The following is a 24032-nucleotide window of genomic DNA, read 5'->3' as shown; positions in this document are numbered from 1 at the left end:
GCGGCCGCGGGCGCTGTCGGCGGTGCCTGCCAGGATGGCCGGGAGAGCAGTCCGCCCCGCACAGATCGGCCACGCCATGTCCGCCGTCCCCGAGCAGCTCGCCGACCTCCCGTACGCCGAGCTGCTGAGCCCGCACACCGGCGGCCTGCGGAGCGACGTCCGCTACGACACCGTGCACTTCGACGGCGGCGCGTACGACGGCCGGGCGAGCGGCGCGAGCTTCCTGGAGTGCGCCTTCACCGGCGTCGAGCTGGACGGCACCGGTCTGCGCACCGCCCGCTGGAACGAGGTCTGGCTGCAGGGCTGCCGCCTGGTCGCCGCCGACCTCGCCGAGACCGAGTGGCAGGACGCGTCCCTCCTCGGCTCGGTGCTGGCCGGGATCTCCTGGTACGGCTCGCAGCTGCGCCGGGTGGTGCTGCGCGGCTGCAAGCTGGAGGCGGTCAACCTGCGCGGCGCGGTGCTGCGCGACGTCGTCTTCGAGGACTGCCTGCTGCGCGACGTCGATCTCGGCGAGGCGAAGCTGACCTCGGTGTCGGTGCCGGGTACCACCCTGGACGGGGTCCGGTTCGCCGGGGCGCGGATGGAGAAGGTGGATCTGCGCGGCGCCGTCCGGCTGGGCCTGCCCGATGGCCACCTCGGCCTCTCCGGCGCCGTGCTGAACACCGGCCAGCTGTTCGAGCTGGCCCCGCAGTTCGCCCACGCCCTCGGCATCACCGTCAAGGACTGAGCCGGAAGGAGCCGGTCCGCAACGGCCGAAGCGCGGCTCAGAGCGCCGCGACCGCCTCGGCGACCGGCTGCTCGCCCGCGGCCAGTTCCAGCGTCCGTCCGACCGCCGGTGCGGGCTCGGTCAGCAGCGCGGCGAGCACCGCCGCCACGTCCTCCCGCGGCACCCGCCCGCGCCCGGTGCGCTCGGCGAGCAGCACCCGCCCGGTGCCGGGCCCGTCGGTGAGCGGGCCGGGCCGCAGCACCGTCCAGTCCAGTGCGGCCCGCGCCCGCAGGTCGTCGTCGGCGGCGCCCTTGGCGCGCAGGTAGGCGCCGAAGACCGGGTCTGCGCCGTCCGGGGCCGCCGCGTCCGCCCCCACCGTGGAGATCATCAGGTAGCGCCGGACCCCGGCCAGTTCGGCGGCGTCCGCGAGCAGGACGGCGGCCGCCCGGTCGACGGTGTCCTTGCGCGCGGCGCCGCTGCCGGGCCCGGCGCCGGCTGCGAAGACGACCGCGTCCGCCCCGTCGAGGACGGCGGCGAGGCCCTTCGGGTCGACGGCCTCCAGGTCGAGCACGACCGGTTCGGCGCCGCGCCGCCGCAGGTCGTCGGCGTGTTCGGCGCGCCGGACCAGCCCGACCGGGGTGTCCCCGCGGTCGGCCAGCAGCCGTTCCAGGTGCAGGGCGATCTGTCCGTGTCCACCGGCGATGACGATGCGCATACCGGCCACGCTATCCCCGTTCACCGGCGGGTCGCCGGGCGACGCGGCGACGAACTCTCCGTCAAACTTCGCGCACGGGCATGGCCATGGCACACCGGGCTGCGTGACGATTCTCCGCGTCCGACGGCGCGGCAACGTGTCCGTACAACATCACCGGTTGGCATCACCGAAGGGACGGCGGCCCGATGGCTGAGCTGAGTCGTAGGAAGTTCATGGCGCTGTCGGCGAGTGCGGCGGCGGGCGCCGCGGTCGCCGGGTCCGCGGTCGGCGGCGGCACCCAGCCGGCCGTGGCCGCGGAGGCGGCGGCGGGCGCCACCGGCACCCTGGCCGATGCGCGGCACATCGTGGTCCTGATGCAGGAGAACCGCAGCTTCGACCACTACTTCGGCACCCTGAAGGGCGTCCGCGGCTTCGCCGACCGCAGCGCGATCCAGATCGCCGGCGGCTACAGCGTCTTCAACCAGCCCAACGGCCTCGGCCGCCAGTACCCGTGGCAGTTCAGCGCCACCAAGCCGGCCGGCGGTGCCGACCCCGAGCGCCTCGCCCAGTGCAACGGCGACCTGGCGCACGCCTGGTACGACCAGCACAAGGCCTGGAACGGCGGCAAGCTCGACTCCTGGGTCGCCGCCAAGGGCAACGTCCGCACGCTGGGCTACCTGACCCGCGCCGACATCCCCTTCCACTACGCGCTGGCCGACAACTGGACGGTCAACGACGCCTACTTCTGTTCGGTTCTCAGCGCCACGGGCCCCAACCGCACCGTCCACTGGTCCGGCACGATCGACCCGGACGGCACCGCCGGCGGCCCCGCCTACGACGGCGGCGACGAGTCCGGGCTGCGCTGGCAGACCTACGCCGAGGCGCTGGAGGCGGCCGGGGTCAGCTGGAAGGTCTACCAGAACGCCGCCGACAACTACGGCGACAACGCCCTCGCCTACTTCAAGCAGTTCACCGACGCCCCGGCCGGCAGCCCGCTGGCGGTCAAGGGCATGGGCTCCGTGCCGAAGAAGACCGGGAAGACCCCGGACGACATCGCCGCCGCGATCCGTGCCGACGTGCTCGCCGGCACGCTCCCGCAGGTGTCCTGGATCGTCGCCGACCAGGCCTCCTCCGAGCACCCGTACGCCACCCCGGCCGACGGCGCGCACTTCGTGCACATGGTGATGGACGCGCTCAACGCGGACCCGGCGGTCTTCGACTCCACCGTCATGTTCCTCAACTACGACGAAAACGACGGCTTCTTCGACCACGTGCCGCCGCCGGCCGCCCCGGCCGGGACGCCCGGCGAGTTCTGCAAGGGCACCAACACCGGCCTCGGCTTCCGCGTCCCGCTGATCGCGATATCCCCGTGGAGCCGCGGCGGCTGGGTCAGCTCCGAGGTCTCCGACCACACCTCGGTGCTGCGCTTCCTGGAGAAGTGGACGGCCGCCATCGGCAGGCCCGCCACCTGCCCCAACATCAGCGCCTGGCGCCGCAAGGTCTGCGGCGACCTCACCGGCATGTTCGACTTCGCGAACCCCGTCTACGGCATGCCGGCCCTGCCGAACACCGACGCCGTCATCGGCATGGCGGCCTGCGGCCCGCTGCCCAACCCGGCGCCCGTCGACAACAAGCTGCCCCAGCAGGAGCCCGGCACCCGTCCGGCCCGCGCCCTGCCGTACCAGCCCAACGCCAACCTCGACCGGCTGGAGTTCGGCTCGGGCGGTGTCATGAAGGTGTGGATCGCCATGGCGAACCAGGGCGCCGCCGCCACGCACCTCGCCGCCTACGCCAATGCCTACCGCAGCGGCGGCCCCTGGCAGTACACCGTCGACGCGGGCGGCGCCACCAGCGACTTCTTCAACTGCGGCACCGGCTTCGGCGGCGGCCCGTACGACCTGAGCGTGGTCGGCCCCAACCGCTTCCTGCGCCGCTTCAAGGGCGACGCCACCAAGCCCGGCAAGCTGGTGTCGGTCACCTCCTCGTACGCGACCGCGCCGACCACCGGCAAGCTCGCCCTCTGGTTCTCCTTCACCAACACCGGCACCGCACCGGTCACCTTCACCGTCACCTCCACCAACTACCGCACCGACGGTCCGTGGGCGTACCGGGTGCCGGCCGGCGGCTCGGCCTCGGACTTCTTCAATGCGGTGGCGTACAACGGCGGCTGGTACGACTTCACCGTGACGGTGGACTCGGACCCGACCTGGTCGCAGCGGTTCACCGGCCACCTGGAGACCGGCGCGGCCAGCGTCTCCGGCTGACCGGGGGCGCCGGCACCCGCCCCCGACGCGCTGGTGCCGGCGCTCCCCCGGTGGCATGCCCGGCGGCGTAGTGTGACAGTGAGGGAAGCCCAGGTCGGACCGCACGCGAGGAGGAAGACATGGGCATCTTCGACAGGTTCCGGCACAAGGCCCACGAGACGGACACTCCGGCCGACCGCGCGGCGCTCGCCCATGACGAGGCGGCCGACGCCTTCGGCGACACCGCCGAGAAGAGCCGGATGGACGCCCAGCACCAGGCCGAGCAGATGGAAGAGGACCGCCGGGCCGCGGCCGACATGACCGCCGAGGGCGATCCCTGGGACTGATCGCGAACACCGATCCGGGCCGGAGGGGCGCGGCCGCAGCAGCGGCTGCGCCCCTCCGGCTGTGTCCGCCGGGAAACGCCGTGATCAGGACCGCGGCGGCAGCGGGGGCCTGCGCAGGTCGGGGCGGGGCGTGTCGGTGGGCGGCGGTGCGGCCGCCGGCGCCTCCGCGAGGGCCTCCATGGCGAGTTCCACCGCGGCCGCCAGGTCGGTGTGCTCGCCGCGGGCCCAGCTGTGCGGGGTGCGCAGCACCTCGACGTCCGGGGCGACGCCGTGGTTCTCCACCGACCAGCCGATGCCCCCGGTGAACCAGGAGGCGTTCTTGGGCACCGAGATCTGCGTGCCGTCGCCGAGCACGTGCCGGCCGGTCATCCCGACCACACCGCCCCAGGTGCGGGTGCCGACCACCGGGCCGAGCCCGAGCAGCTTGATGGCAGCGATGATCACGTCGCCGTCCGAGCTGGTGGCGTGGTCGGCGAGGGCGACCACCGGGCCGCGCGGCGCGTCCCTCGGCCAGCGCACCGGGTGCCGCCCGCGGGTGAAGTCCCAGGCGAGGACGCGCCGGCCGAGCTTCTCCAGGACCAGCTCGGAGACGTTCCCGCCGGCGTTGCCGCGGACGTCCAGGACCAGCGCGGGCTTGGCCAGCTCGCTGCGCAGGTCCCGGTTGAACTGGGCCCAGCCGGAGCCGCCGAGGTCCGGGATGTGCAGGTAGCCGCACCGGCCGTCGCTGAACTCGCGCACCAGTTTGCGGCGCTTGACCACCCAGTCCTGGTAGCGGATCGGCCGTTCGTCGGTGAGCGGGGTGACGGCGATCCGGCGCACCCGGCCGGAGTCCTTGCAGCGCAGCGTGAGCTCCACGGTGGTGCCGCCGGTGCCGGCCAGCAGCGGCGCCGGCCCGCGGACCGGGTCGGGCGGGCGGCCGTCCACGGCGATCAGCTCGTCGCCGTCCTGGATGCCGAAGCCGGCGAGCGGCGCCCGGGCCCTGGGGTCGGAGGACTCGCCGGGCAGGATGCGGTCGACCAGCCAGCGTCCTTCCGGGTCGCGGTGCGCGTTGGCGCCGAGCAGGCCGAGCGGCTGCTGGAGCAGCTGCGGGCCCTCGCCTCGGCGCGAGGGCGTGACGTAGGCGTGCGAGGTGCCGAGTTCGCCGAGCAGCTCGCGCAGCAGGTCGGCGAAGTCGTCGGGGCCGGCGATCCGGTCCAGCAGCGGCTCGTACTGGGCGACCAGTTCGGGCCAGTCCAGGCCGCACATGTCCTCGTCCCAGAACTGGTCGCGGACGATCCGGGCGGCCTCGTGGAAGGCCTGCCGCCATTCGGCCGCCGGGTGCACGGTGTGGGTGATCCGCCGCAGGTCGACGGTGAGCGGGGTGCCGACGGGCAGCGGGTGGAGCTTGAGCACGCCCGCGGAGAAGACCAGGACGGAGCCGCCGTCGCCGGAGACCGAGAAGCCGTCCAGCTGGTCGGCGACGGTGGAGCGGGTGCCGTGGGCGAGGTCGAAGTACTCCAGGCTGGGCTTGCCGGAGGTGTCGGTGGGGCTGGCGAAGGTCTGGCCGAGGGCGCCGGAGATCGGCCAGCGCAGCCAGAGCACCCCGCCGCGCACCGGGGCGGTCGCCGAGTACTTGGAGGCGGTGACCGGGAAGGGCACCAGCCGCTTGGTGAGGCCCTCGGGGTCGAGGGTGACCGTGCCGTCCCCGGTGGCCTCCCCCGGGTCGAGCCCGACGGCAGGGCGGCCCTCCGCCGGGGCGGCGAACGGCGACGGCGTCCCCGCGGCCAGCGGGATCAGGTAGGGGCGGCAGCCGAGCGGGAAGGACATGTCGCCGGTGTGCACGTCGTGCACCGGGTCGAAGCCGCGCCAGGACAGGAAGACCAGGAACCGGCCGTCCCGGGTGAAGACGGGGTGCTCGTCCTCGAAGCGGCCGCCGGTGACGTCGGTGATGCGCTCGGTGGCGTCCACCCTGGCCAGCCGGATCGCCCGCAGCGACCGCCCGGCGACCGGCTGAGACCAGGTGAGCCACTGCGAGTCGGGGGAGAAGGCGGGGCTGCTGACCGGCCCGTACTGGGAGGAAGCCACCTCGCGGACCTCGCCGGTCTCGGTGGTGACCAGCAGCAGCCGCCCGTCGGAGGCGGCGACGGCCAGGTGGCGGCCGTCGGGGGCGGCGGAGAGCTCCTGGACCCGGCCGATCATGCCGCCGGCGATCCGGCGGGTGGGGCCGCCGCCGTCGGTGCCGCGGGCGGGCAGCGGGGCGATCTCGACGGCGTCCTCGCCCTCGGCGTCGGTGATCCAGGCGACGTGGCCGCCGTACGCGGGCAGCACCGGCAGGCGGGTGCGCACCCCCGGGGTGTCGACGAGCACCCGGGCCGGGCCGTCGCGGTGGGTCAGCCAGTACAGGCTGCCGCGGATGTTGACCACGCCGGCCCGCCCGGTGGGGTCGCAGACCAGGTCCTTGACGTGCAGCGACGCCGACACGTGGTACGGGCGGCGGCCGGCCCGGGCACCGCCGAGCGGCACCTCCAGGCGGCGCGGGGCCGGGGTGCGCAGGTTGTCCAGCAGCCAGAGGTCGCCGGCGTGCTGGTAGACGATCCGGGTGCCGTCGGAGGCGGCCTCGCGGGCGTAGTAGGAGGCGTGGTCGGTGTGCCGCCGCAGGTCGGAGCCGTCGGGGCGGCAGGAGTAGAGGTTGCCGACGCCCTCGTGGTCGGAGAGGAAGGCGATCCGCGGGTGGTCCGGCTCGTCGACCGGCATGGGCGAGGCGAGGTGGCCGGTGTGGCCGGGCAGCAGCTCGCCGTGGTCGAGCCAGAGCCGGCCGGTGGCTCCGCCGCGGTAGCGCTTCCAGGAGGCCGGGCCGTGCGGGGCGGCCGAGGTGAGCAGCACGGTGTGTTCCAGGCCGACCTGGGCGTCGTTGACCGGGCCCCAGGGCATCCGGCGGCCGGGGGCGCCGTCCGGCGGCAGCGCGTACGCCCAGGTGTAGTGCGCGAACGGCTCGTGGTACGAGGTCACGGCGAGCACCTGGCCGTTGGGGAGCCAGCCGCGGACCCGGGTGTCGTGGCTGCCCCAGTAGGTGAGCCGGACGGCCTCGCCGCCCGCCACCGGGGCGGTCCACACCTCGGGGGTGAGCGCCTGCCAACTGGTCCAGGCGACGGTGGTGCCGTCGGGGGAGATCCGCGGGTGGCTCACCCGTACGCGGTCGCAGCTCACCCGCCAGGCGCGTCCGGTGCTGCCGTCCGGGTGCAGCGGGGCCACCCACACGTCGTCCTCCGCGGTGAAGGTGAGCAGGCCGCCGCGGACGTGGGGGTACCTGAGATATCCGGACACTTCTCCATGGTTCGGCGACCGCGGGGGGCTCGCAACCCGCCGTCCTACTCCGCCCGGGCCGACGGGCCCTGACGGTGCGCCGACTCCATTGACAGGCGCACGGGGATTCCGCTTCAGTGGTCTAGTCCAAGTGTGGTCCAGTCCAATGCGGCGCGCCCTGCCGCTGCGGCTGCATGCCCGGCCGGCCCCCACCGGCGCCCGGACACCCCCCGTCTTCCGGCAGGAGCATCCCCACATGCGCACTTCCCCGAGACCCTCCCACGCCGCACCGCCCGGCCGCCGCCTGGTGGCCGCCGCCACCGCCTGGACCGTCGCCGCGGCCGGCGCCGTCGCCCTGACCTTCGGCCTCGCCGACTCCGCCAGTGCCGGCGAGTTCCTCGCCAACGGCGGCTTCGAGAGCGGGTCACTGGCCCCCTGGAGCTGCACCGGCGGCACCGGCAGCGTCGTCAGCGGCCAGGCGCACACCGGCAGTTGGGCCCTCGCCGGGGCGGCGTCGGCGAGCGACAACGCCCAGTGCACGCAGACCGTCGCGGTCGCCCCCAACACCACCTACACGCTCAGCGCCTGGGTGAAGGGCGCCTACGTCTACCTGGGCGTCAACGGCGGAGCCTCGACCTGGACGCCGAGCACCGGCGGCGCCTACCAGAAGCTCTCGGTCAGCTTCACCACCGGCGCGAGCCAGACCAGCGCCACCGTCTTCACCCACGGCTGGTACGGCCAGGGCGCCTACTGGGCGGACGACATCTCGCTGGACGGCCCGGGCGCCCCCACCCAGCCGCCGACCTCGCAGCCCCCGACGTCCCAGCCGCCCACGTCGCAGCCCCCGACCAGCCAGCCACCGACCTCCCAGCCCCCGACGTCCCAGCCGCCGACCTCGCAGCCGCCGACCACCCAGCCGCCCGGCGGCGGGCTGCCCGCGCACGCCCTGGTCGGTTACCTGCACGCCAGCTTCGCCAACGGCGCCGGGTACACCCGGATGGCGGACGTCCCGGCCTCCTGGGACGTCATCAACCTGTCCTTCGGCGAGCCCACCTCGGTGACCTCGGGCGACATCCGGTTCAACCGCTGCCCGGCCACCGAGTGCCCGACCGTCGAGTCCGACGCCGACTTCAAGGCGGCCATCGCCGCCAAGCGGGCCCAGGGCAAGAAGGTGCTGATCTCGATCGGCGGCCAGAACGGCCAGGTCCAGCTCACCACCACCGCCGCCCGCGACGCCTTCGTCTCCTCGGTCTCCGCGATCATCGACAAGTGGGGCCTGGACGGCCTCGACATCGACTTCGAGGGCCACTCGCTCTCCCTCAACACCGGCGACACCGACTTCAAGAACCCCACCAGCCCGGTGGTGGTCAACCTGATCTCGGCACTGAAGACGCTCAAGGCCAAGTACGGCGCCGGCTTCGTGCTGACCATGGCCCCGGAGACGTTCTTCGTCCAACTCGGCTACCAGTACTACGGTTCCGGCCCCTGGGGCGGCCAGGACCCGCGGGCCGGCGCCTACCTGCCGGTCATCCACGCGATGCGGAACGACCTGACCCTGCTGCACGTCCAGGACTACAACTCGGGCTCCATCATGGGCCTGGACAACCAGTACCACTCGATGGGCGGGGCGGACTTCCACGTCGCCATGACCGACATGCTGCTCAAGGGCTTCCCGGTGGCCGGCAACACGGCGAACGTGTTCCCGCCGCTGGCCGCCTCCCAGGTCGCCATCGGCATGCCCGCCACCACCAACGCCGGCAACGGCTACGTGGCCCCGGCCGAGGTCAACAAGGCGCTGGACTGCCTGACCAGGGCGACCAACTGCGGCGGCTACGTCCCGCGCAGCGGGGCGCAGCCGAACCTGCGCGGCCTGATGACCTGGTCGATCAACTGGGACCGCTTCGGCGGGCAGGAGTTCTCCAAGAACTTCGACGCCTACTTCGGCTGACCCGCCACGCCGGGCCCGGGGCGGTGCCTCCGCCCCGGGCCCGACGGTCGTTGACGCCCCCGGGACCGCACCCGACACTGGGGTCACCCCCGTCTCCCCGACCAGGAGGCCGCCATGACCGGCCCGCTCGTCCTCGGCCTCGACGCCGGCGGCACCGGCAGCCGGGCGGTCGTCGCGGATCTGCACGGCCGGGTGCTCGGCACCGCCCGCGGCGAGGGGGCCAACCCGGTGGCGCACGGCGGGGCCGCCGCCGCCCGGGCGGTCGGCGACACCCTGCGGGCCGCCCTCGACGGCCTGGACCCGGGCGCGGTCGCGGCCGGCGTGGTCGGCCTGGCCGGCGCCCTGGTCGCCGAACCCGAACTCGCCGGGCTCTGGCCCGCCCTCGGGCTCTCCGTCACCCCGCGCACCACCAGTGACCTCGCCCTCGCCTACACCGCGGGCACCGGCCGCCCGGACGGCTCCGTGCTGATCGGCGGCACCGGCGCGGTCGCCGCCGAGGTGCGCGGCCACGTGCCCGTCCGGCTCGCCGACGGGCACGGCTGGCTGCTCGGCGACCTCGGCTCGGGCCAGTGGCTCGGCCGGGAGGCCGTCCGGCTCGCACTGGCCGCGGTCGACGCCGGCCGGACGCCCTCCGGCACCGCGGCGGCCGTCGCGGAGGCGCTGTGCGGGCGTTCCGGCGGGGACGGGCTGCGGGCCGCACTGCTCGGCGCCGTGTACGCCGAGGCACCCGTCCGGCTGGCCCGGCTCGCCCCGCTGGTGCTGGACGGGGCCGCCGCCGGGGAGCCCGTCGCGCAGGCGCTCGTCCGGGAGGCCGCCGGGCTGCTGCTCGGCACGCTCGGCACCGTCCGCCCGGCCGGTTCCGCACTGCCGGTGGTGCTGGCCGGCGGGGTGCTCTCGGCCGGCTCGCCGCTCGCCGCGGCGGTACGGGACGGGGTGGCCGAACGGTGGCCCGCCGCCGAGATCCTCCCGGCCGGCAGTACGGCCGGGGCGGCCGCCTGGCTGGCGGCCCGCACGCTCACCGGGCCGGCCGCCGCCGAAGAACTGCACCGGGCCCTGGTTGCTGCACAGGGCCCGGGCGGCCCGGGGAACGCCGAAGGCCCCCCGCTTCCGCGAGGGGCCTTCGACCGTCTGTGCGCCGCCAGGGACTCGAACCCCGGACCCGCTGATTAAGAGTCAGCTGCTCTAACCAACTGAGCTAGCGGCGCCTGCTGACGTGGACAACCATACACGCTCCCGCAGGTCGGACGCACATCCGTATCCGCAGGTGCTCAGTGGAGCTTCTCTCCGGCGGCCAGCATGGCCACGAACTGCTCGATCCGCCGGGCGCGGGTCTCCGGGCGCTTGGCCTCCTGCACCCGGTGGAGGATCGAGTACCGGTTGGCGCCGTCCAGGGCGGCGAAGTTCTCCGCCGCGGCGGGCACGGCGGCCAGGGCCGCGGCCAGGTCCTCCGGCACGGTGGCCGTCCGCGGGCTGTCGTACGCGGCCTCCCAGCGGCCGTCCGCCTTGGCGCGGTCGACCTCGGCCTGCCCGGCGGGGCGCATCCGACCCTGGGCGGCGAGGGCCTCGGCCTTCTCCCGGTTGATCTTCGACCAGCGGCTGCGGGCCGTCCGCGGGCAGAACCGCTGCAGCCAGTGCAGGTCGTCGAAGGACCGCTTCTGCGCGTCGATCCACCCGAAGCAGAGCGCCGCGTCGAGGGCCTGGGGGTAGTCGAGGGCGGTGACCCCCGGGGCCTTCTTGCGCAGCTTCAGCCAGATGCCGGGGGAGGAGTCGTGGTGCTCGGCGAGCCAGGTCTCGAACTCCTCCGCCGAGTCGAAGGCAAGGGTGTCCAGGGTGTCGGCCATGGCCGCAGTGAACCACAGGGCACCGACAACTGGCACCGGGTCAGGCCCAGGGCTCCACCACGACGAGCCGCCCCGGCCCCGGGCCGGGCGCGGCGGCCCGCTCCAGCGGCAGCACCTCGTCCGGGGCGAGCCGGAACGCCCCGGCCTGCCACAGCTCGACCAGCCCGGCGATCTCCGCGGACTCCGCCTCCCCGCGGCTGCGGCCGCCCGCCGCCGACCCGAGGCCGGCGACCCGCTCCGGGCCGCCCGCCAGCTCCGCCCAGACCGGGGCGGCCGCGCGCCCGACGGCGTCCAGCACCGCGTCCACGCCCTGCGGCGCGGCATCCGCCACCCGTTCGGCGAGCTGGGCCCCGTACCCGACGGGCACCGCGCCGAGGCCGCGCAGCAGGGAGTGGTCCCGCTCGGCGGCCACCGCCACCACCGCGGCGCCCCGCCACCGGGCCAGCGCGACGGCCGCCCGGCCTGCCGGACCCGCGGTGCCGTGCACCAGCAGCGTGCTGCCGCGCCGCACCCGCAGGCCGTCCAGGGCCGCCTGCACACCGGCCGCCGTGAGCGGCAGCAGCGCCGCCTCGGCCCACGGCAGCTCCGGGGGCCTGGCCGCCACCCGGTCGGCGTCCGCCGCCGCGTACTCGGCACACGCGCCGGACTGGCAGTGCCCGAGCACCTCGTCGCCGACCTCCAGGCCGTACGAGCCGGGGCCGAGTTGCACCACCACGCCCGCGAACTCCTCGCCCGGGATGCCGGCCGGCGGCGCACTGCCGAGCGGCAGGTGCGCCGCCGCCACCCGCACCAGGACCTGCCCGGGCCCGGCCCGCGGCACCACCGCCTCGACCACCTGCAGGGCGCCGGACGGCCCTTCCGGCCCCGGGTTCGCCAGAGCCCGCACCGGCCACCTCCGCTCCCGTCCGGCGCCCGGCGAGCCGCACCGGGCGGGCGCTTTGTCACATTTATGCTGATCCGCGGGATCGGGGACCGCACGTCGCGCAACAACTCCCGGGAGAGTCGATTCGGTGGCCCAGCTGTCGCTGCTGTTCCTGGTGCTGCTCGCCTCGGTGGTCACCATGCCGCTGGCGCGCCGCATCCACGTGCCGCAGCCGGTGCTGATGACCGTGCTCGGCCTGGTGATGGCCCTCGTCCCGCTGATCCCCGACGTGACGCTCGACCCGGACCTCATCCTGCCGCTGGTGCTGCCGCCGCTGATCTTCGCGGTGGCCCGCCGCTCCTCGGTGCGCTACTTCCGCGCCAACCTGCTGCCGATCCTGCTGCTGGCGGTGGCCCTGGTGGTGATCACCACCACGGCCGTCGCCGCGGTCTTCCAGTGGCAGGTGCCCGGCCTGCCGCTGGCCGCGGCCGTGGCCCTCGGGGCGCTGGTCTCGCCGCCCGACCCGGTCGCCGCCGTCGCGGTGGCCGGCTCGGTCGGCCTGCCGCGCCGCCTGGTCGCCGTGCTGGAGGGCGAGGGCCTGTTCAACGACGTCACCGCGATCGTCATCTACTCGCTCGCCATCGAGGCCGTCGTCAGCGGCGACTTCTCGGTGGGCGGCGCCGCGCTGCGCCTGGTGCTGTCCGCGGTGGTCGCGGTGGTCCTCGGCGTCGCCCTCGGCTGGCTGAACGCCTGGCTGGCCGGCCGCCTGGGCGACCCCACCCAGCAGGTCGCGCTCAACCTGCTCGTCCCGTTCGCCGCCTACACCCTCGCCGAGGAGGCGCACGGCTCCGGCGTGCTCGCGGTCGTGGTCTGCGCGCTCTACCTCGCCGACCGGGCCGCCGACGCCGACGACGTCTCCTTCCGGCTGGTCGGCAACGCCTTCTGGGAGATCGTCGAGATCCTGATCACCGGCGTGGCGTTCGCCCTGATCGGCCTGGAGCTGAGCACCGTCCTCGCCGACGTCCGCTCCAGCTGGCAGGGGATGCTCGGCGACACCGCATGGGTGATCGCCACCGTGGTGCTCGTCCGGCTGCTGTGGCTGCTGCCGGCCGCCTGGATCTCCAAGGTCGTCACCCACGGCGAGGAGGACACGCCGATCAGCTGGCGGGAGACGGTCGTCCTGTGGTGGTCCGGGATGCGCGGGGTCGCCACGGTGGCCCTCGCCCTCGCCGTGCCGCTCGCCGTGCACGGCGGGCACCCCTTCCCGGCCCGCAGCGAGATCGTCTTCGTGGCCTTCTGCGTGGTGCTGTTCACCCTGCTGGTGCAGGGGCTCAGCCTCCCGTGGGCGGTGCGGATGCTCGGCCTGCGGGACCACCCCGACGCGCGGGACGAGGCGATGCGGGTCCTGCGCGGGCGCGCCGCCAAGGCCGGCCTGCAGCGGCTCGACCAACTGGAGGAGGAGCGCCGGCTGCCCGCCGAACTGGTCGACCGGCTCCGCGAGCGCCAGCACGACCGCCTCGCCCGGCTCTTCCCCGAGCGGTACGAGGAGGAGGAGGCCGCCGAGGCCAAGCGCCGGCTCGCCGTGTGGCGGCAGGCGGCCGCGGTCGAGGAGGAGATGATCGCCGCCTCCCGGCGCGAGGTGCTGACGGCCCGTGGGGAGCCCGGCGCCGACCCGGAACTCGCCGACCGGGTGCTGCGCGACCTCGACCTCCGCTCGGCGCGCAAGTGAGCGCCCCGCCCGGGGATAGGCTGGCCCGCGGGCAAGGCCGTCGACGGAGCCGGCACGACGCACCACCCTGCCGGACCTCGCGCACACCCTCTCGCCGGGCCCTGCCGGTACTGCAATCCGGATACTCAAGGAGCAACCGATGTCGGAGAACCGCACCGGCGGTCGCACCCCGCTGGACCGCACGCCCCAGTGGGCCGCGCTGGCCAAGCACCGCGCGGAGCTGGGCGAGCAGCACCTGCGCGGACTGTTCGAGGCCGACCCCGAGCGCGGAAGCCGCTACACCCTGACCGTCGGCGACCTGCACGTGGACTACTCCAAGCAGCTGGTGACGGACGAGACCCTCGCCCTGCTGCGCGACCTCGCCGAGGCCACCGGTGTCGCCGGGCTGCGCGACGCCATGTTCCGCGGCGAGAAGATCAACAACACCGAGCACCGCGCCGTCCTGCACACCGCCCTGCGCGCGCCGCGCGGCGCCGTGGTCGAGGTGGACGGCGAGAACGTCGTGCCCGCCGTCCACGCGGTGCTCGACAAGATGGCCGCCTTCGCCGACCGCGTCCGCAGCGGCGAGTGGACGGGCCACACCGGCAAGCGCATCCGCACCGTCGTCAACATCGGCATCGGCGGCTCCGACCTCGGCCCCGCCATGGCCTACGAGGTGCTGCGCTCCTACACCGACCGCGGCATCGACGTCCGCTTCGTCTCCAACGTGGACGGCGCCGACCTGAACGAGGCGCTGGTCGGCCTGGACGCCGCCGAGACGCTGTTCATCGTCGCGTCGAAGACCTTCACCACCATCGAGACCGTCACCAACGCCGTCTCCGCCAAGAACTGGCTGCTCACCGAGCTGCGCGCGGACACCGACGCGGTGGCCAGGCACTTCGTGGCGCTCTCCACCAACGCCGAGGGCGTGGCCGACTTCGGCATCGACACCGCCAACATGTTCGAGTTCTGGGACTGGGTGGGCGGCCGCTACTCGTACGACTCCGCCATCGGCCTCTCGCTGATGATCGCCATCGGCCCGGAGCAGTTCCGCGAGATGCTCGACGGCTTCCACCTGGTCGACGAGCACTTCCGCACCGCCCCGCCGGAGCAGAACGTGCCGCTGCTGCTCGGCCTGCTCGGCGTCTGGTACAACAACTTCTTCGACGCCCAGTCGCACGCGGTGCTGCCGTACTCGCACTACCTGTCCAAGTTCACCGCCTACCTGCAGCAGCTGGACATGGAGTCCAACGGCAAGTCGGTGGACCGTGAGGGCAACCCGGTGACCTGGCAGACGGGCCCGGTCGTCTGGGGCACCCCCGGCACCAACGGCCAGCACGCCTACTACCAGCTGCTCCACCAGGGCACCAAGGTGATCCCGGCCGACTTCATCGGCTTCGCCAAGCCGGTGGAGAGCCTGCTGCCCGGGCTGGTCGCCCAGCACGACCTGCTGATGGCCAACTTCTTCGCCCAGACCCAGGCGCTGGCCTTCGGCAAGACGCCGGAGGAGGTCGCCGCCGAGGGCGTGCCCGCCGACCTCGTCCCGCACAAGACCTTCCGCGGCAACCACCCCACCACCACCGTGCTGGCCGCCGAGCTCACCCCGTCGGTGCTCGGCCAGCTGGTCGCCCTCTACGAGCACAAGGTGTTCGTCCAGGGCGCGATCTGGAACATCGACTCCTTCGACCAGTGGGGCGTGGAGCTCGGCAAGGTGCTCGCCAAGCGGATCGAGCCGGTGCTGCTGACCGGCGAGGGCGCGGAGCGGCTGGACAGCTCCACGGCGGCCCTGGTCGCCCGCTACCGCGAGCTGCGCGGACGCTGACGGACCGTCCGGCGGGGCCGTCCCGGACCGGGGCGGCCCCGCCGGCACGTCCGGACGTGCCCGCAGCAGTCGTTGACGCCGGATCAGCGGCCGGCCGTCCAGCAGTTCGGGCACCCGCCGGGCTGGTCCGGCGGGCAGCAGGCCGCCTTCGAGGAGAGCGCAGACGGGGCGGCCGACGGCGGCGCCGAGACGGTGCTCGAACCGGGCGGCACCGGGGTGCGGCGCAGCTCCGAGGAGCGGGGGAGGACCGCCAGCAGCACGATCAGCGCCGCGCCGCCCAGCACCGCCAGGGCGATCAGCAGGCGGTGGCGCCAGACGGCGATCCGGTGCGCGCGCAGGGCGGACGCCTCCAGGCCGGCGAGCTCGGCGCGGATCCACTCCTCCCAGCCCGGCGGCGTACTGCGCGCGGGATCGTCGGGCGCCATGACCGGCAAAGGTAGCAGCCGCAGGCGCTCCGGGAAACGCCGCAGGCCCTCCGCTTTCGCGAAGGGCCTGCAACCGTCTGTGCGCCGCCAGGGACTCGAACCCCGGACCCGCTGATTAAGAGTCAGCTGCTCTAACCAACTGAGCTAGCGGCGCCTGCTGACGTGGAAGACTCTAGCAGCGGCCGCGGGCGGAACCAAAATCGGATTCCCGCAGGCAGCGCTCAGGCGCCGGGGGCGGGCGACAGCGCCTCGTCCGGCTCCTCCACCGCCCCCGGCCGGCCGGCCGCGGCGGGCTCGGCCGACGCACGGGGCTCGCTGCGGGCCGCCCGTACGCACGCCCACAGCACCACGGCGGCACCGGGCAGCCACGGCTCCCGGGAGTCCGGCGCGACGATCCAGCGGCCGCCGCCCAGGCCCGGTGAGTCGGGGGCGTCCACCATGCGCTGCACCGGGGGGACGGTCACCGCGTCGCCCTGGCCGTGGCAGAGCAGCGGCGGGACGTCGCGGGCCCACTCCTCCCAGGCCAGCAGGGTGCGCAGCCGCGGCGCCGCGCCCGGCTGCACGAACAGCAGCGTGCGGCCGCGGAAGGCGGCGACCGGTCCGCAGCCCGGCCCCGAGGACCACAGCTCGTCCAGCACCCGGCGGCCGAACAGCGACGGCATGTTGATCACGTCGAAGGCGCGGCCGCACGGCAGCACGGTGGAGGCCCAGGGGCGCGACTCCCACAGGGCGCGCATGGAGCGCGGGTACTCGCTGGCCGAGGCCAGCCAGGCCTCGCCGGCGACGGTGACGTACTCCACGGATTGATACGTCCAGATGTCCACCCCAGCAGCGTGGACCGCGCCGGCGCGCGGACGGACGGAAAATCCGGTTTGCCGGACACCGCGGCGGGCCGGGGCGTACCCTTACCGGCCGCATATGCCAGAGGCCCGGTGCGGTGCGGTTGCCGACCCGTGGATCAGTGCTCCGCGCTGCGCTGCTTCTGCAGGCTGCGGCCGTACTCGACCATCCGCACCGCGTAGTCGGGCGTCCAGTCCGCCCGGTCGGCGATCTCGGCCGGGGTCAGCGCGTCGAAGCGCCGGGTGTCGGCGAGCTGCGCCGCGGCGATCGCCTGGAAGTCCGTGGCACGCTCCGCAGCGGCCCGGAACGCCAGCGTCAACTCGGTCGACCGGCGCAGCAGTTCGGCCGGGTCCTCGATGGACTCCAGGTCGAAGAAACGCTCCGGCTCCGGCTCGGAGGCCTGCGGCTCGAAGAGCAGCTGGGCCGGGCGCAGCCGGCGCGGAGGGGTGCCCGGGCCCGCGGCGGCCGGTGCGGGGGTACCGCTCTGGTCGGACGCCTCTGCGTGGGGATCGGGCATGGACGGACACCTCCGGAAGGGCTGGCTGCGGGAACTGGCCGTCGTCCATTGTCGCGCGCGGGCGGCCGGTAGCGGAACGGTGCACACCAGGTCGCTATTCCCAGCCGGGGCGCACCTGTCACCTGTGGTGCGCCCCCGTACCGATCCGTCCGTGCCGGTCGGTCTCAGCCCAGCGGCACCCGGTGCGCGGACAGGTGCGCCAGCACCGCGTGGTTGGCCTCCCAGCCGTCCGGGAACTTCACCGCCACGCCCAGCTGCACCGGCTCCGTCGACGGGTGCTCGTCCAGCAGTTCGGCGATCCCGGCCCGCGCCACCACGATGCAGGCGTGCCGGTGCCGGGAGGCCAGCACGCACAGCCGGCCGGTCTCCAGGTGGAAGGCGGTCGCGTCGGGCCGCCCCGACAGCGGGTGCAGCACCACGGTGACGTCGTACTCGCGGCCCTGCAGCCGGTTCGCGGTGTCCACCGTGACGGCCGGGCCCTCGGCGGCGTCCACCGGCACACCGAGCGCGACCAGCGCCTGACGCACCGCCGCGGCCTGGTCCCGGTGCGCGGTGCCCACGGCGATCCGCCCCGGCTCGACCGGCGCCGTGCCCTGCTCGGAGTGCGCGGTCAGCCCGCGGTCCAGCAGCCGCCGGACCACCGCGGCGACCGCCGCGACCGCCTGCGGGTCCGTCCGCACGGTGTGCCGGGCGGGCAGCTCCAGCAGCGCCCAGCCGCTCTCCACCGCCTCGTCGATCGCCGCGTCCACCGGCGTGCCGTCCGCCCGGACGGCCGCCTCCAGCCGCCGCTCTCCCGGCCCGGTGCCCGCCCGGAACGGCGTGTACGGGTAGAACGCCGAGGAGATCAGCGGCGCCGCCGACGCCGGCAGCCGCCAGGACACCGGCAGACGGTGCGGCCGGATCGCCGGGTTGTGCGCCAGCAGCGTCACCACCGCACTGCTCGACGGGTCGTACGACAGGCCCGCCCACTGGTCGGTGCCGACCACGGTGAACGGGTCCAGCTGGCCCGGGTCGCCGACGAACAGCGCCCGCTCGAACAGCCGGGCCACCGCCAGCAGCGCGTCCGAACGCATCTGGTACGCCTCGTCCACGATCGCGTGCCGCCACGGAGCCTCGGTGCGCACCCACTGCCACTTCGCCGCGGTGGAGACCACCACGTCGTGCTCCAGCAGGTCGGCGACCTTCTCGGAGGCCGTCACCCCGGCGTGCCGCAGAGCCTCCGGTGCCGGCCGGGAGTCGCCCGCGTGCAGACGCCCGATGGTGAGGTCGGGACCCTTGGTGGCCAGCCTGTCCACCAGGTCGTCGACCTGGCTGTTGGTCTGCGCGACGATCATCAGCCGCTCGCCGGACGCGACCAGCTCGCGGGCCGCCCGCACCACCAGGGTCGACTTGCCCGCGCCCGGCGGCGAATCCACCACCACCCCGCGCGGAGCACCCGGCACGGGCCGCACCGCGGCCTCCAGGATCGCGGCCACGGCGGCGTCGGCGGCAGCGCCCGGCGCCTGATCGGCAGTCATACCGACGGTCATTCCCACTCTTCCGCAACGTTCGCCGACATCGGGGCGGCACCCGGGGGCCCGCCGTGCGTCCACGGGGTGTCCTCCGGCTCCGGCAGCGGCGCCGACTGGCGCGCCGTCAGCTCGAAGAGCGTGAACACCACCTGCTCGCCGACCTCCGGCAGGCTGCCCGGCTCCGGCTCCTTGCGGCGGCCCATCCCGGACACCACCCGCACCGTCACCGTGCCCTCCGCCGCGTCCGCACCGGCGATCACCCCGCGCTGCGGCGTCGCCGCACCCGCCCGGTGCACCTCCCGGCCCGCGTCGGCGTGCGGCCTGTCCTGCGTGCGCACCACCAGCAGCGGCCGCGGCTTGGCCGACCGCCCGGAGGTGTCGTACTCCGGCACCACCGCCACCACCTCGCCGGCGAACGCCTCGCCGGCCAGCCGGTGCTCGGCCATCGCCAGCGGATCGTCCAGCGCCTCCTGCACCTCCAGCCGGACCTGCTCGCGCTCGCGCTGCGCCAGCTTGCGCGCCGCCGTCACCGCATCGTCCTGCTTGGGCTGCGGCGGCTCGCCCGCCGCCAGCCTGTCCCGGTGCCCGGTGTACGACCAGCGGTCGCCCTCCCAGCGCTCGGTGACGTGCGCGCCCTCCGGCAGCGCCCGCAGCAGGTCCAGCCCGAACCAGACGTCCGCCCAGGTCGGCAGCAGCACCTGCTCCAGCACCCCGTGCAGCTGCTCCGCGGCCTGCTTGACCAGCAGCTCCGCACGGGCCGCCTCGCCGGGACCCGCCGAGCGGGCGGCGGCCAGCGCCGCATCGTGCCGGGCGATCGCCGGGGCCAGCACCAGCTCGTCGAACTTCGGATCGGTGGCCGGGCCGGCCGGCGGGCGCACCAGCTGCCCGTGCGCGTCCCGCTCGCTCTCGGCCCGCTCGGCGGCCTCGGCGCCGGTCAGCCCGGCCGGCGGACGGTGCCAGGCCAGCAGGGCGGCCAGGTGCTGGTCCTCGAGGTGGCTCTGCCCGGTCGCCCAGTGCCGCGCCAGCAGCGAGGTCATCGGCAGCAGCAGGCTGGAGCCGGGCACCTGCGCCCGGTCGGTGAGGTGCGTCAGCCAGCGGCCCAGCAGCGGCACCTGGGTCGGCGCCGGGTAGGGCCCCGGGTCCGCGTCCTCCGCGGTGCGCCGGAACCGCGTGGAGCGGCCGATCAGCGCCAGGTGCTGCACGGAACCGCCGTTCGGCACGACCAGCTGCGGGGCGTCGGCGCACAGCTCCCGGAAGACCTGGGTCTTCTCGCCGGTCTCGGCGTCCTTCTCGGTGCCCTCGATCTGCTCCACGTCGTCGGCGAAGGACTCGAGGTAGGGCAGCAGGTCCGCGCCGAAGCGCGCCAGGAAGTCGAAGCGCTGGTCGCGGTTGAGCGGCTGTGGCACGATGTGCAGCCGCGGCGCCTCCCGGTCGGTGCCCAGCATCACCGCCAGCGGCGCACCGGCCTCGCCCGCCGCGGCCAGCGGCACGACCACCATCGGACGCTCCGAGAGGTGCCGGTGGCGCACCGTCGCCAGCGGCTCGGCCCGCCCGCTGCGCACCGACTCCAGCCGGGCCAGGGTGGAGAGCAGGCTCACCGGGCCCACCGCCGGCCCGGCACCGCACGCACGGCCCGCATCAGACGGCCCTCCCCAGAGCCTCCGCGCGCAGCGCCGCGGCGTACCGCAGCCGGGCCGCGGCCTCGTCGGCCTCCGCACGCTCGCCGTCGTCCGCGGAGGTCGCGGCGACCGCCGCCTCCGCCGCGGCCAGCGCCGCGGAGACCGTGCGGATCGAGCCGAGCTCGCCGCGGACACCGCGGCCGAGCTGCTCGACCGCGTCCGAGCAGCGGGCCTGGGAACGGCAGTGGAAGCCCAGCTCGCAGGTGGAGAGGCAGTCCGGGCTGTAGGCGGCGGGGACGGAGCCGACCGCGGCGGCCAGCTCCTCGGCGGGTCGGGTCGGTGCGCCGCCCTCGTCCGGCACCAGGTCGAAACTGGTGCCCTCGGGCAGCGCGTCCAGCAGCTGCCCGATGCCGGTCATCCGGGACAGCTGGCGGCGGGTCGTGGCGAGCTCGCGGCGGACGTCCACCGCCGCCGCCGTCGGCCGGTTGGAGAAGTCCTTCGGGCAGACCAGCAGCACGGTGGTGATCGGGCTGCCCGGCAGCTCCTGCACTCCGTACGGACCGGGCTCGACCGGCACCCCGGCCAGCGCGGCGGCCGTCTCCTGCAGCGCCAGCACGTACACCGCCGCCTGGCGGGCGGCCGCGCCGACCTTCGCCGGGTCCGCGGAGCCGTCCAGCACCGGGAAGGACTTGATCTCCACCACGGTGCAGCGGCCGCCGTGCACCAGAACCGCGTCCGGCTCCAGGTGGGCCGGGCTGCCGGCCACGGTCAGCCGCAGCATCGGGTGGTCCAGCAGTGTCCACCGCTCGGGGTCGGCCGCCGCCTCGGCGAGCGCCTCCCTGGTGCGCTCGGCCCGCACCGCGGGCGAGGACCGCCGCATCAGGTCGGGGACGGCCAGCTGCGTGCCGCTCTCCTCGGGCAGGCCGAGGTGGCGGCGCAGCGGCTCCAACAGGGCGGCGTAGCCGTCGTCCTTCAGCCGGGCCTCGAAGACGTTGCCGCGGGCGAGCGCGAACGGGGACTGGCCGAACGGGGCCGGGCGCCCCAACTGCCGGGCGATCGCGGCCTTGTCGACGCCGGCGGCGTCCAGCAGCGAGCGGCGGCGGCAGCCGGGATTGGCGGCGAGCGCGGCGAGGGCACGGGCGTCGAGACTGCGCTGCGGCGCCCGGCCGCGCAGCTCGGAGAGCCGCTGCGCGAGCGGCTCTGACTGCCCCAGGTGCGAGACGTTCATGGTGCGGCCCAGTGTTGCATCCGCCACTGACAATCGGGGCCGGGACCTCCGGATCGGCCCGCCCCGGGCCGCCCCGCCCGGAGCCGAAGGGCCCGCCGCTGCCGAGAGCGAGGAACGCGGGAGCGGCACCCGCCCGGAGCCGAAGGGCCCGCCGGTGACCGTCGGCGCCGGGTCAGAGGGCCCGGAGGCGAGTGGGTGAGTCACAGCCCCCACCGGCGCGCTGCCGCCGGGTGGGGGATCATGGTGACCCGGCCCTCAATGGCGAGCCAGGCCGCCGCGAAACCAGCTCCGAGGAGTCCCACCCATGCCCGCCCGCATCGTGCTCGTCCGCCACGGCGAGACCGCCTGGTCGGCGACCGGCCGGCACACCGGCCGCACCGACGTGCCGCTCACCGAGGAGGGCCGGGCGATGGCCCGCGCCCTCGGCGCCCGGCTCGCCCGCGTCCCCTGGAACGGCCTGCCCGACGCCGTCGTCTACACCAGCCCGCTCTCCCGCGCCCGCGACACCTGCGAGCTGGCCGGCTTCGGCGGACGCGCCGTCGACCGCCCCGAACTCCTGGAATGGGACTACGGGCAGTACGAGGGCCGTACCGGACCCGACATCCGCGCCACCGACCAGCCCGGCTGGCTGATCTGGCGCGACGGCGTGCCCGGCGGCGAGAAGCTCTCCGAGGTCGCCGCCCGGGTCGACGCCTTCCTCGACGAGCTCAGGGGCACCCACGGCGTCCCGCACCCCGAGACCACCACCATGCACGCCGCCGACTGCGACGTGGTGCTCTTCGCCCACGGCCACCTGCTGCGCATCCTCACCGCCCGCTGGCTCGGCCTGCCCCCCGAGTACGCCCAGCGCCTCAAGCTCGGCACCGCCGCGCTCTGCGTGCTGTCCTGGGAGTACGGCCTGCCCGCCGTGGAGATCTGGAACGACCACAGCCACCTGGACTGACCGGCCCGACGCCCGACGGTCCGCCGGGCCCCTCCCGGCGGACCGTCAGGCGGCCCGCACCGCAACGTCGTACGCGGCCAGGAACTCCGCGACCTCCGGCACCGCCCCGTGCGCCCGCAGCCGTCCGGCGGTGCCGGCCAGCATCGCCCTGATGCGCGCCGAGCGGACGCCGCCCAGCAGGACCACCGCGGCCGAGCCGTGCCCGGCCGCCCCCGCCAGGTCGCCGAGCCCCAGCCGGTCGTGCGCCAGTTCCGCCGTGTACAGCGCCCGGTTCCGCACGAAGTGCGGGTCCTGCAGGGCCATCGCCCGCTCCGCCCGCCGCCCGGCGAGCTCCCACTCGCCCAGCGCCGACCAGCACTGAGCCTCCAGCCCGGCCAGCTCCGCCTCGCCGAAGAACGACATCCACTCCGGATCCGCGTCGGACGGCCCCTGCTCGAACAGTGCCGAGGCCCGGGCCAGCGCCTGCCCGCAGGCCGAACGGTCCCTCAGCACCGCCCAGCCGCCCGCCTCGCGGAGCGCGAGCAGCGCCAGCAGCCGGTCCGAGCCCAGTCCGGCGGCCGCCGACTGCCCGGCCTGCGCCGCCCGCAGCGCCTCGCGCGGCCGGCCGGCGTCCCGGGCGAGGAAGGCGCTGTTGCAGAAGACGTGCGCCTCCAGCGCCGCGTCCCCCGCCATCCGCGCCGTCGCCAGCGCCTCCGAGTAGAAGGACCTGGCGTCGGCCAGCCGGTTGGAGTCGTGCGCCAGCCAGCCGACCGAGATCGCCAGCTCACCGGCCCCGGACTGCAGCCGGCGCTCCGCCTCGGCCGAGTAGCGGCCCTCGTTCAGCAGCACGTACGCGCTGCGCAGCGACTGCCCGGCCCGCTCGAACAGTGCGTCCGCGCCCTGGGCGTCGTCCAGCAGCCGGATGTCCCGGACGGCCTGCTCGACGCCCTCGATCTCGGCCGCGCCCACCCGGCGCGGAGCAGGGACGGCCTGCGCGGGCGGTGCCGCGAAGGCCGGGTCGCTGCCGGCGCCGTCCAGGCCGAGCGCGGCCGCCAGGGCGGTCGGGCCGCCGGTCAGGAACGTGCGGCGGTACACGTCGTCGTTCTCCTCGTCACGATCGTGCGGTGCCACCGGCGGGGGCGCGGCCGGCACCTGCGGCTCCGCCGGGCGGCGGCGGACCGCCTGCCGCGGCGCGAAGCCGAGGTCGGCCAGCGAACGGCCCGGCCACATGTGCCGGAACACCCGCTCGTAGGCGTAGTTGGGGCAGCGGATCTCGCCCGACTCCACCCGGCCGACGTAGCGCGCGTCGCAGGACACGTGCTCGCCGATCTCCCGTGCCGCGCGGCGGACCGCCGTGGCGAACTCGCCGGGGGAGAGGTCGCCGCGCAGCTCGCGCATCACGGTGTTGGGGGCGGCCGGCCCGGGCCGGGGCCCGCCGGGACTCGTGGCTGCCATGGCTGCGCTCCGAGAGTCGTGCAGGGTGGCGCCGCGGCGAATGCCGCGCCGCGACGGGCCGG

General features: G+C 75.2%; 19 protein-coding genes and 2 tRNA genes. 8 read left to right on the top strand and 13 right to left on the bottom strand.

Translation table 11 applies throughout. From position 1 onward, the window contains the following. Positions 1-34: 34 nt before the first annotated feature. On the top strand, positions 35-727 hold the full coding sequence (locus AB0M03_RS02365; RefSeq protein WP_363487493.1) for a pentapeptide repeat-containing protein: 693 nt from the start codon (positions 35-37) through the stop codon (positions 725-727). A gap of 37 nt (positions 728-764) precedes the next feature. Here AB0M03_RS02365 and AB0M03_RS02360 read toward each other — a convergent pair whose 3' ends face one another. Further along, positions 765-1421 (bottom strand): NAD(P)H-binding protein, encoded by a 657-nt coding sequence (locus AB0M03_RS02360; protein WP_363487490.1) that lies wholly within the window; start codon positions 1419-1421, stop codon positions 765-767. Positions 1422-1606: 185 nt separating this feature from the next. Here AB0M03_RS02360 and AB0M03_RS02355 point away from each other — a divergent pair, with 185 nt between their 5' ends. Continuing rightward, positions 1607-3664 carry a phosphocholine-specific phospholipase C gene (locus tag AB0M03_RS02355; RefSeq protein WP_363487487.1) on the top strand — a complete coding sequence of 686 codons (2058 nt, stop codon included), beginning with the start codon at positions 1607-1609 and terminating at the stop codon, positions 3662-3664. Between the two features lie 119 nt (positions 3665-3783). Continuing rightward, complete coding sequence (locus AB0M03_RS02350) at positions 3784-3990, top strand: hypothetical protein (protein ID WP_363487485.1); 207 nt, start codon at positions 3784-3786, stop codon at positions 3988-3990. 84 nt (positions 3991-4074) lie between these two features. Here AB0M03_RS02350 and AB0M03_RS02345 read toward each other — a convergent pair whose 3' ends face one another. Further along, on the bottom strand, positions 4075-7293 hold the full coding sequence (locus AB0M03_RS02345; protein WP_363487483.1) for a S41 family peptidase: 3219 nt from the start codon (positions 7291-7293) through the stop codon (positions 4075-4077). 235 nt (positions 7294-7528) lie between these two features. On the opposite strand from AB0M03_RS02345, the gene AB0M03_RS02340 reads away from it, so the two are divergent. Both AB0M03_RS02340 and AB0M03_RS02335 read left to right on the top strand, forming a co-directional pair. Continuing rightward, complete coding sequence (locus AB0M03_RS02340) at positions 7529-9220, top strand: glycosyl hydrolase family 18 protein (RefSeq protein ID WP_363487481.1); 1692 nt, start codon at positions 7529-7531, stop codon at positions 9218-9220. A 114-nt stretch (positions 9221-9334) separates the two neighbouring features. After that, positions 9335-10390, top strand: coding sequence for a BadF/BadG/BcrA/BcrD ATPase family protein (locus AB0M03_RS02335; protein WP_363487753.1), 1056 nt, complete (start codon positions 9335-9337; stop codon positions 10388-10390). Here AB0M03_RS02335 and AB0M03_RS02330 read toward each other — a convergent pair. The 3 genes from AB0M03_RS02330 to AB0M03_RS02320 all read right to left on the bottom strand — a co-directional run bounded on the left by AB0M03_RS02330 (position 10352) and on the right by AB0M03_RS02320 (position 11947). Next, positions 10352-10425: transfer RNA gene (locus tag AB0M03_RS02330), tRNA-Lys, on the bottom strand. The genes AB0M03_RS02335 and AB0M03_RS02330 overlap by 39 nt on opposite strands. Positions 10426-10488: 63 nt before the next feature. After that, positions 10489-11061 (bottom strand): YdeI/OmpD-associated family protein, encoded by a 573-nt coding sequence (locus AB0M03_RS02325; protein WP_363487479.1) that lies wholly within the window; start codon positions 11059-11061, stop codon positions 10489-10491. A 40-nt stretch (positions 11062-11101) separates the two neighbouring features. Continuing rightward, the gene (locus AB0M03_RS02320) at positions 11102-11947 is read right to left on the bottom strand and encodes an alcohol dehydrogenase catalytic domain-containing protein (RefSeq protein ID WP_363487477.1); all 846 of its coding nucleotides are present in this window, start codon (positions 11945-11947) and stop codon (positions 11102-11104) included. A 124-nt stretch (positions 11948-12071) separates the two neighbouring features. On the opposite strand from AB0M03_RS02320, the gene AB0M03_RS02315 reads away from it, so the two are divergent. Together AB0M03_RS02315 and pgi are read left to right on the top strand one after the other, a co-directional pair. After that, positions 12072-13652 (top strand): Na+/H+ antiporter, encoded by a 1581-nt coding sequence (locus tag AB0M03_RS02315; RefSeq protein WP_363487475.1) that lies wholly within the window; start codon positions 12072-12074, stop codon positions 13650-13652. Between the two features lie 139 nt (positions 13653-13791). Beyond that, positions 13792-15453 carry a glucose-6-phosphate isomerase gene (gene pgi, locus AB0M03_RS02310; protein ID WP_363487473.1) on the top strand — a complete coding sequence of 554 codons (1662 nt, stop codon included), beginning with the start codon at positions 13792-13794 and terminating at the stop codon, positions 15451-15453. A gap of 83 nt (positions 15454-15536) precedes the next feature. On the opposite strand, the gene AB0M03_RS02305 is transcribed toward pgi, so the two are convergent. From AB0M03_RS02305 to AB0M03_RS02275, 7 genes are all read right to left on the bottom strand, one after another. Next, positions 15537-15878: a hypothetical protein gene (locus tag AB0M03_RS02305; RefSeq protein ID WP_363487471.1), complete on the bottom strand. Its 342-nt coding sequence runs from the start codon at positions 15876-15878 to the stop codon at positions 15537-15539. 80 nt (positions 15879-15958) lie between these two features. Continuing rightward, a tRNA-Lys gene (locus tag AB0M03_RS02300) sits at positions 15959-16032 on the bottom strand. 67 nt (positions 16033-16099) lie between these two features. Further along, entirely contained in the window at positions 16100-16702 is a 603-nt protein-coding gene (locus AB0M03_RS02295; RefSeq protein WP_363487469.1) for a bifunctional DNA primase/polymerase, read from the bottom strand. Positions 16703-16836: 134 nt separating this feature from the next. Then, a complete protein-coding gene (locus tag AB0M03_RS02290) occupies positions 16837-17235 on the bottom strand; it encodes a hypothetical protein (RefSeq protein ID WP_363487467.1) in 399 nt (132 codons plus the stop codon). 164 nt (positions 17236-17399) lie between these two features. Continuing rightward, on the bottom strand, positions 17400-18752 hold the full coding sequence (locus tag AB0M03_RS02285) for an AAA family ATPase (protein ID WP_363487466.1): 1353 nt from the start codon (positions 18750-18752) through the stop codon (positions 17400-17402). A gap of 8 nt (positions 18753-18760) precedes the next feature. Beyond that, a complete protein-coding gene (locus tag AB0M03_RS02280) occupies positions 18761-20344 on the bottom strand; it encodes a hypothetical protein (protein ID WP_363487464.1) in 1584 nt (527 codons plus the stop codon). Positions 20345-20384: 40 nt separating this feature from the next. After that, entirely contained in the window at positions 20385-21593 is a 1209-nt protein-coding gene (locus AB0M03_RS02275) for a hypothetical protein (protein WP_363487462.1), read from the bottom strand. 304 nt (positions 21594-21897) lie between these two features. Here AB0M03_RS02275 and AB0M03_RS02270 point away from each other — a divergent pair, with 304 nt between their 5' ends. Next, positions 21898-22536 carry a histidine phosphatase family protein gene (locus AB0M03_RS02270; protein ID WP_363487460.1) on the top strand — a complete coding sequence of 213 codons (639 nt, stop codon included), beginning with the start codon at positions 21898-21900 and terminating at the stop codon, positions 22534-22536. A 45-nt stretch (positions 22537-22581) separates the two neighbouring features. Here AB0M03_RS02270 and AB0M03_RS02265 read toward each other — a convergent pair whose 3' ends face one another. Then, complete coding sequence (locus AB0M03_RS02265) at positions 22582-23970, bottom strand: tetratricopeptide repeat protein (RefSeq protein WP_363487458.1); 1389 nt, start codon at positions 23968-23970, stop codon at positions 22582-22584. Positions 23971-24032 lie beyond the last annotated feature (62 nt).

The sequence above is a fragment of the Kitasatospora sp. NPDC051914 genome, assembly GCF_040680995.1.
GTDB lineage: Bacteria > Actinomycetota > Actinomycetes > Streptomycetales > Streptomycetaceae > Kitasatospora.
The sequence above is the reverse complement of the archived record's forward strand: the minus strand, read 5'-3'. Positions and strand labels throughout refer to the sequence as shown.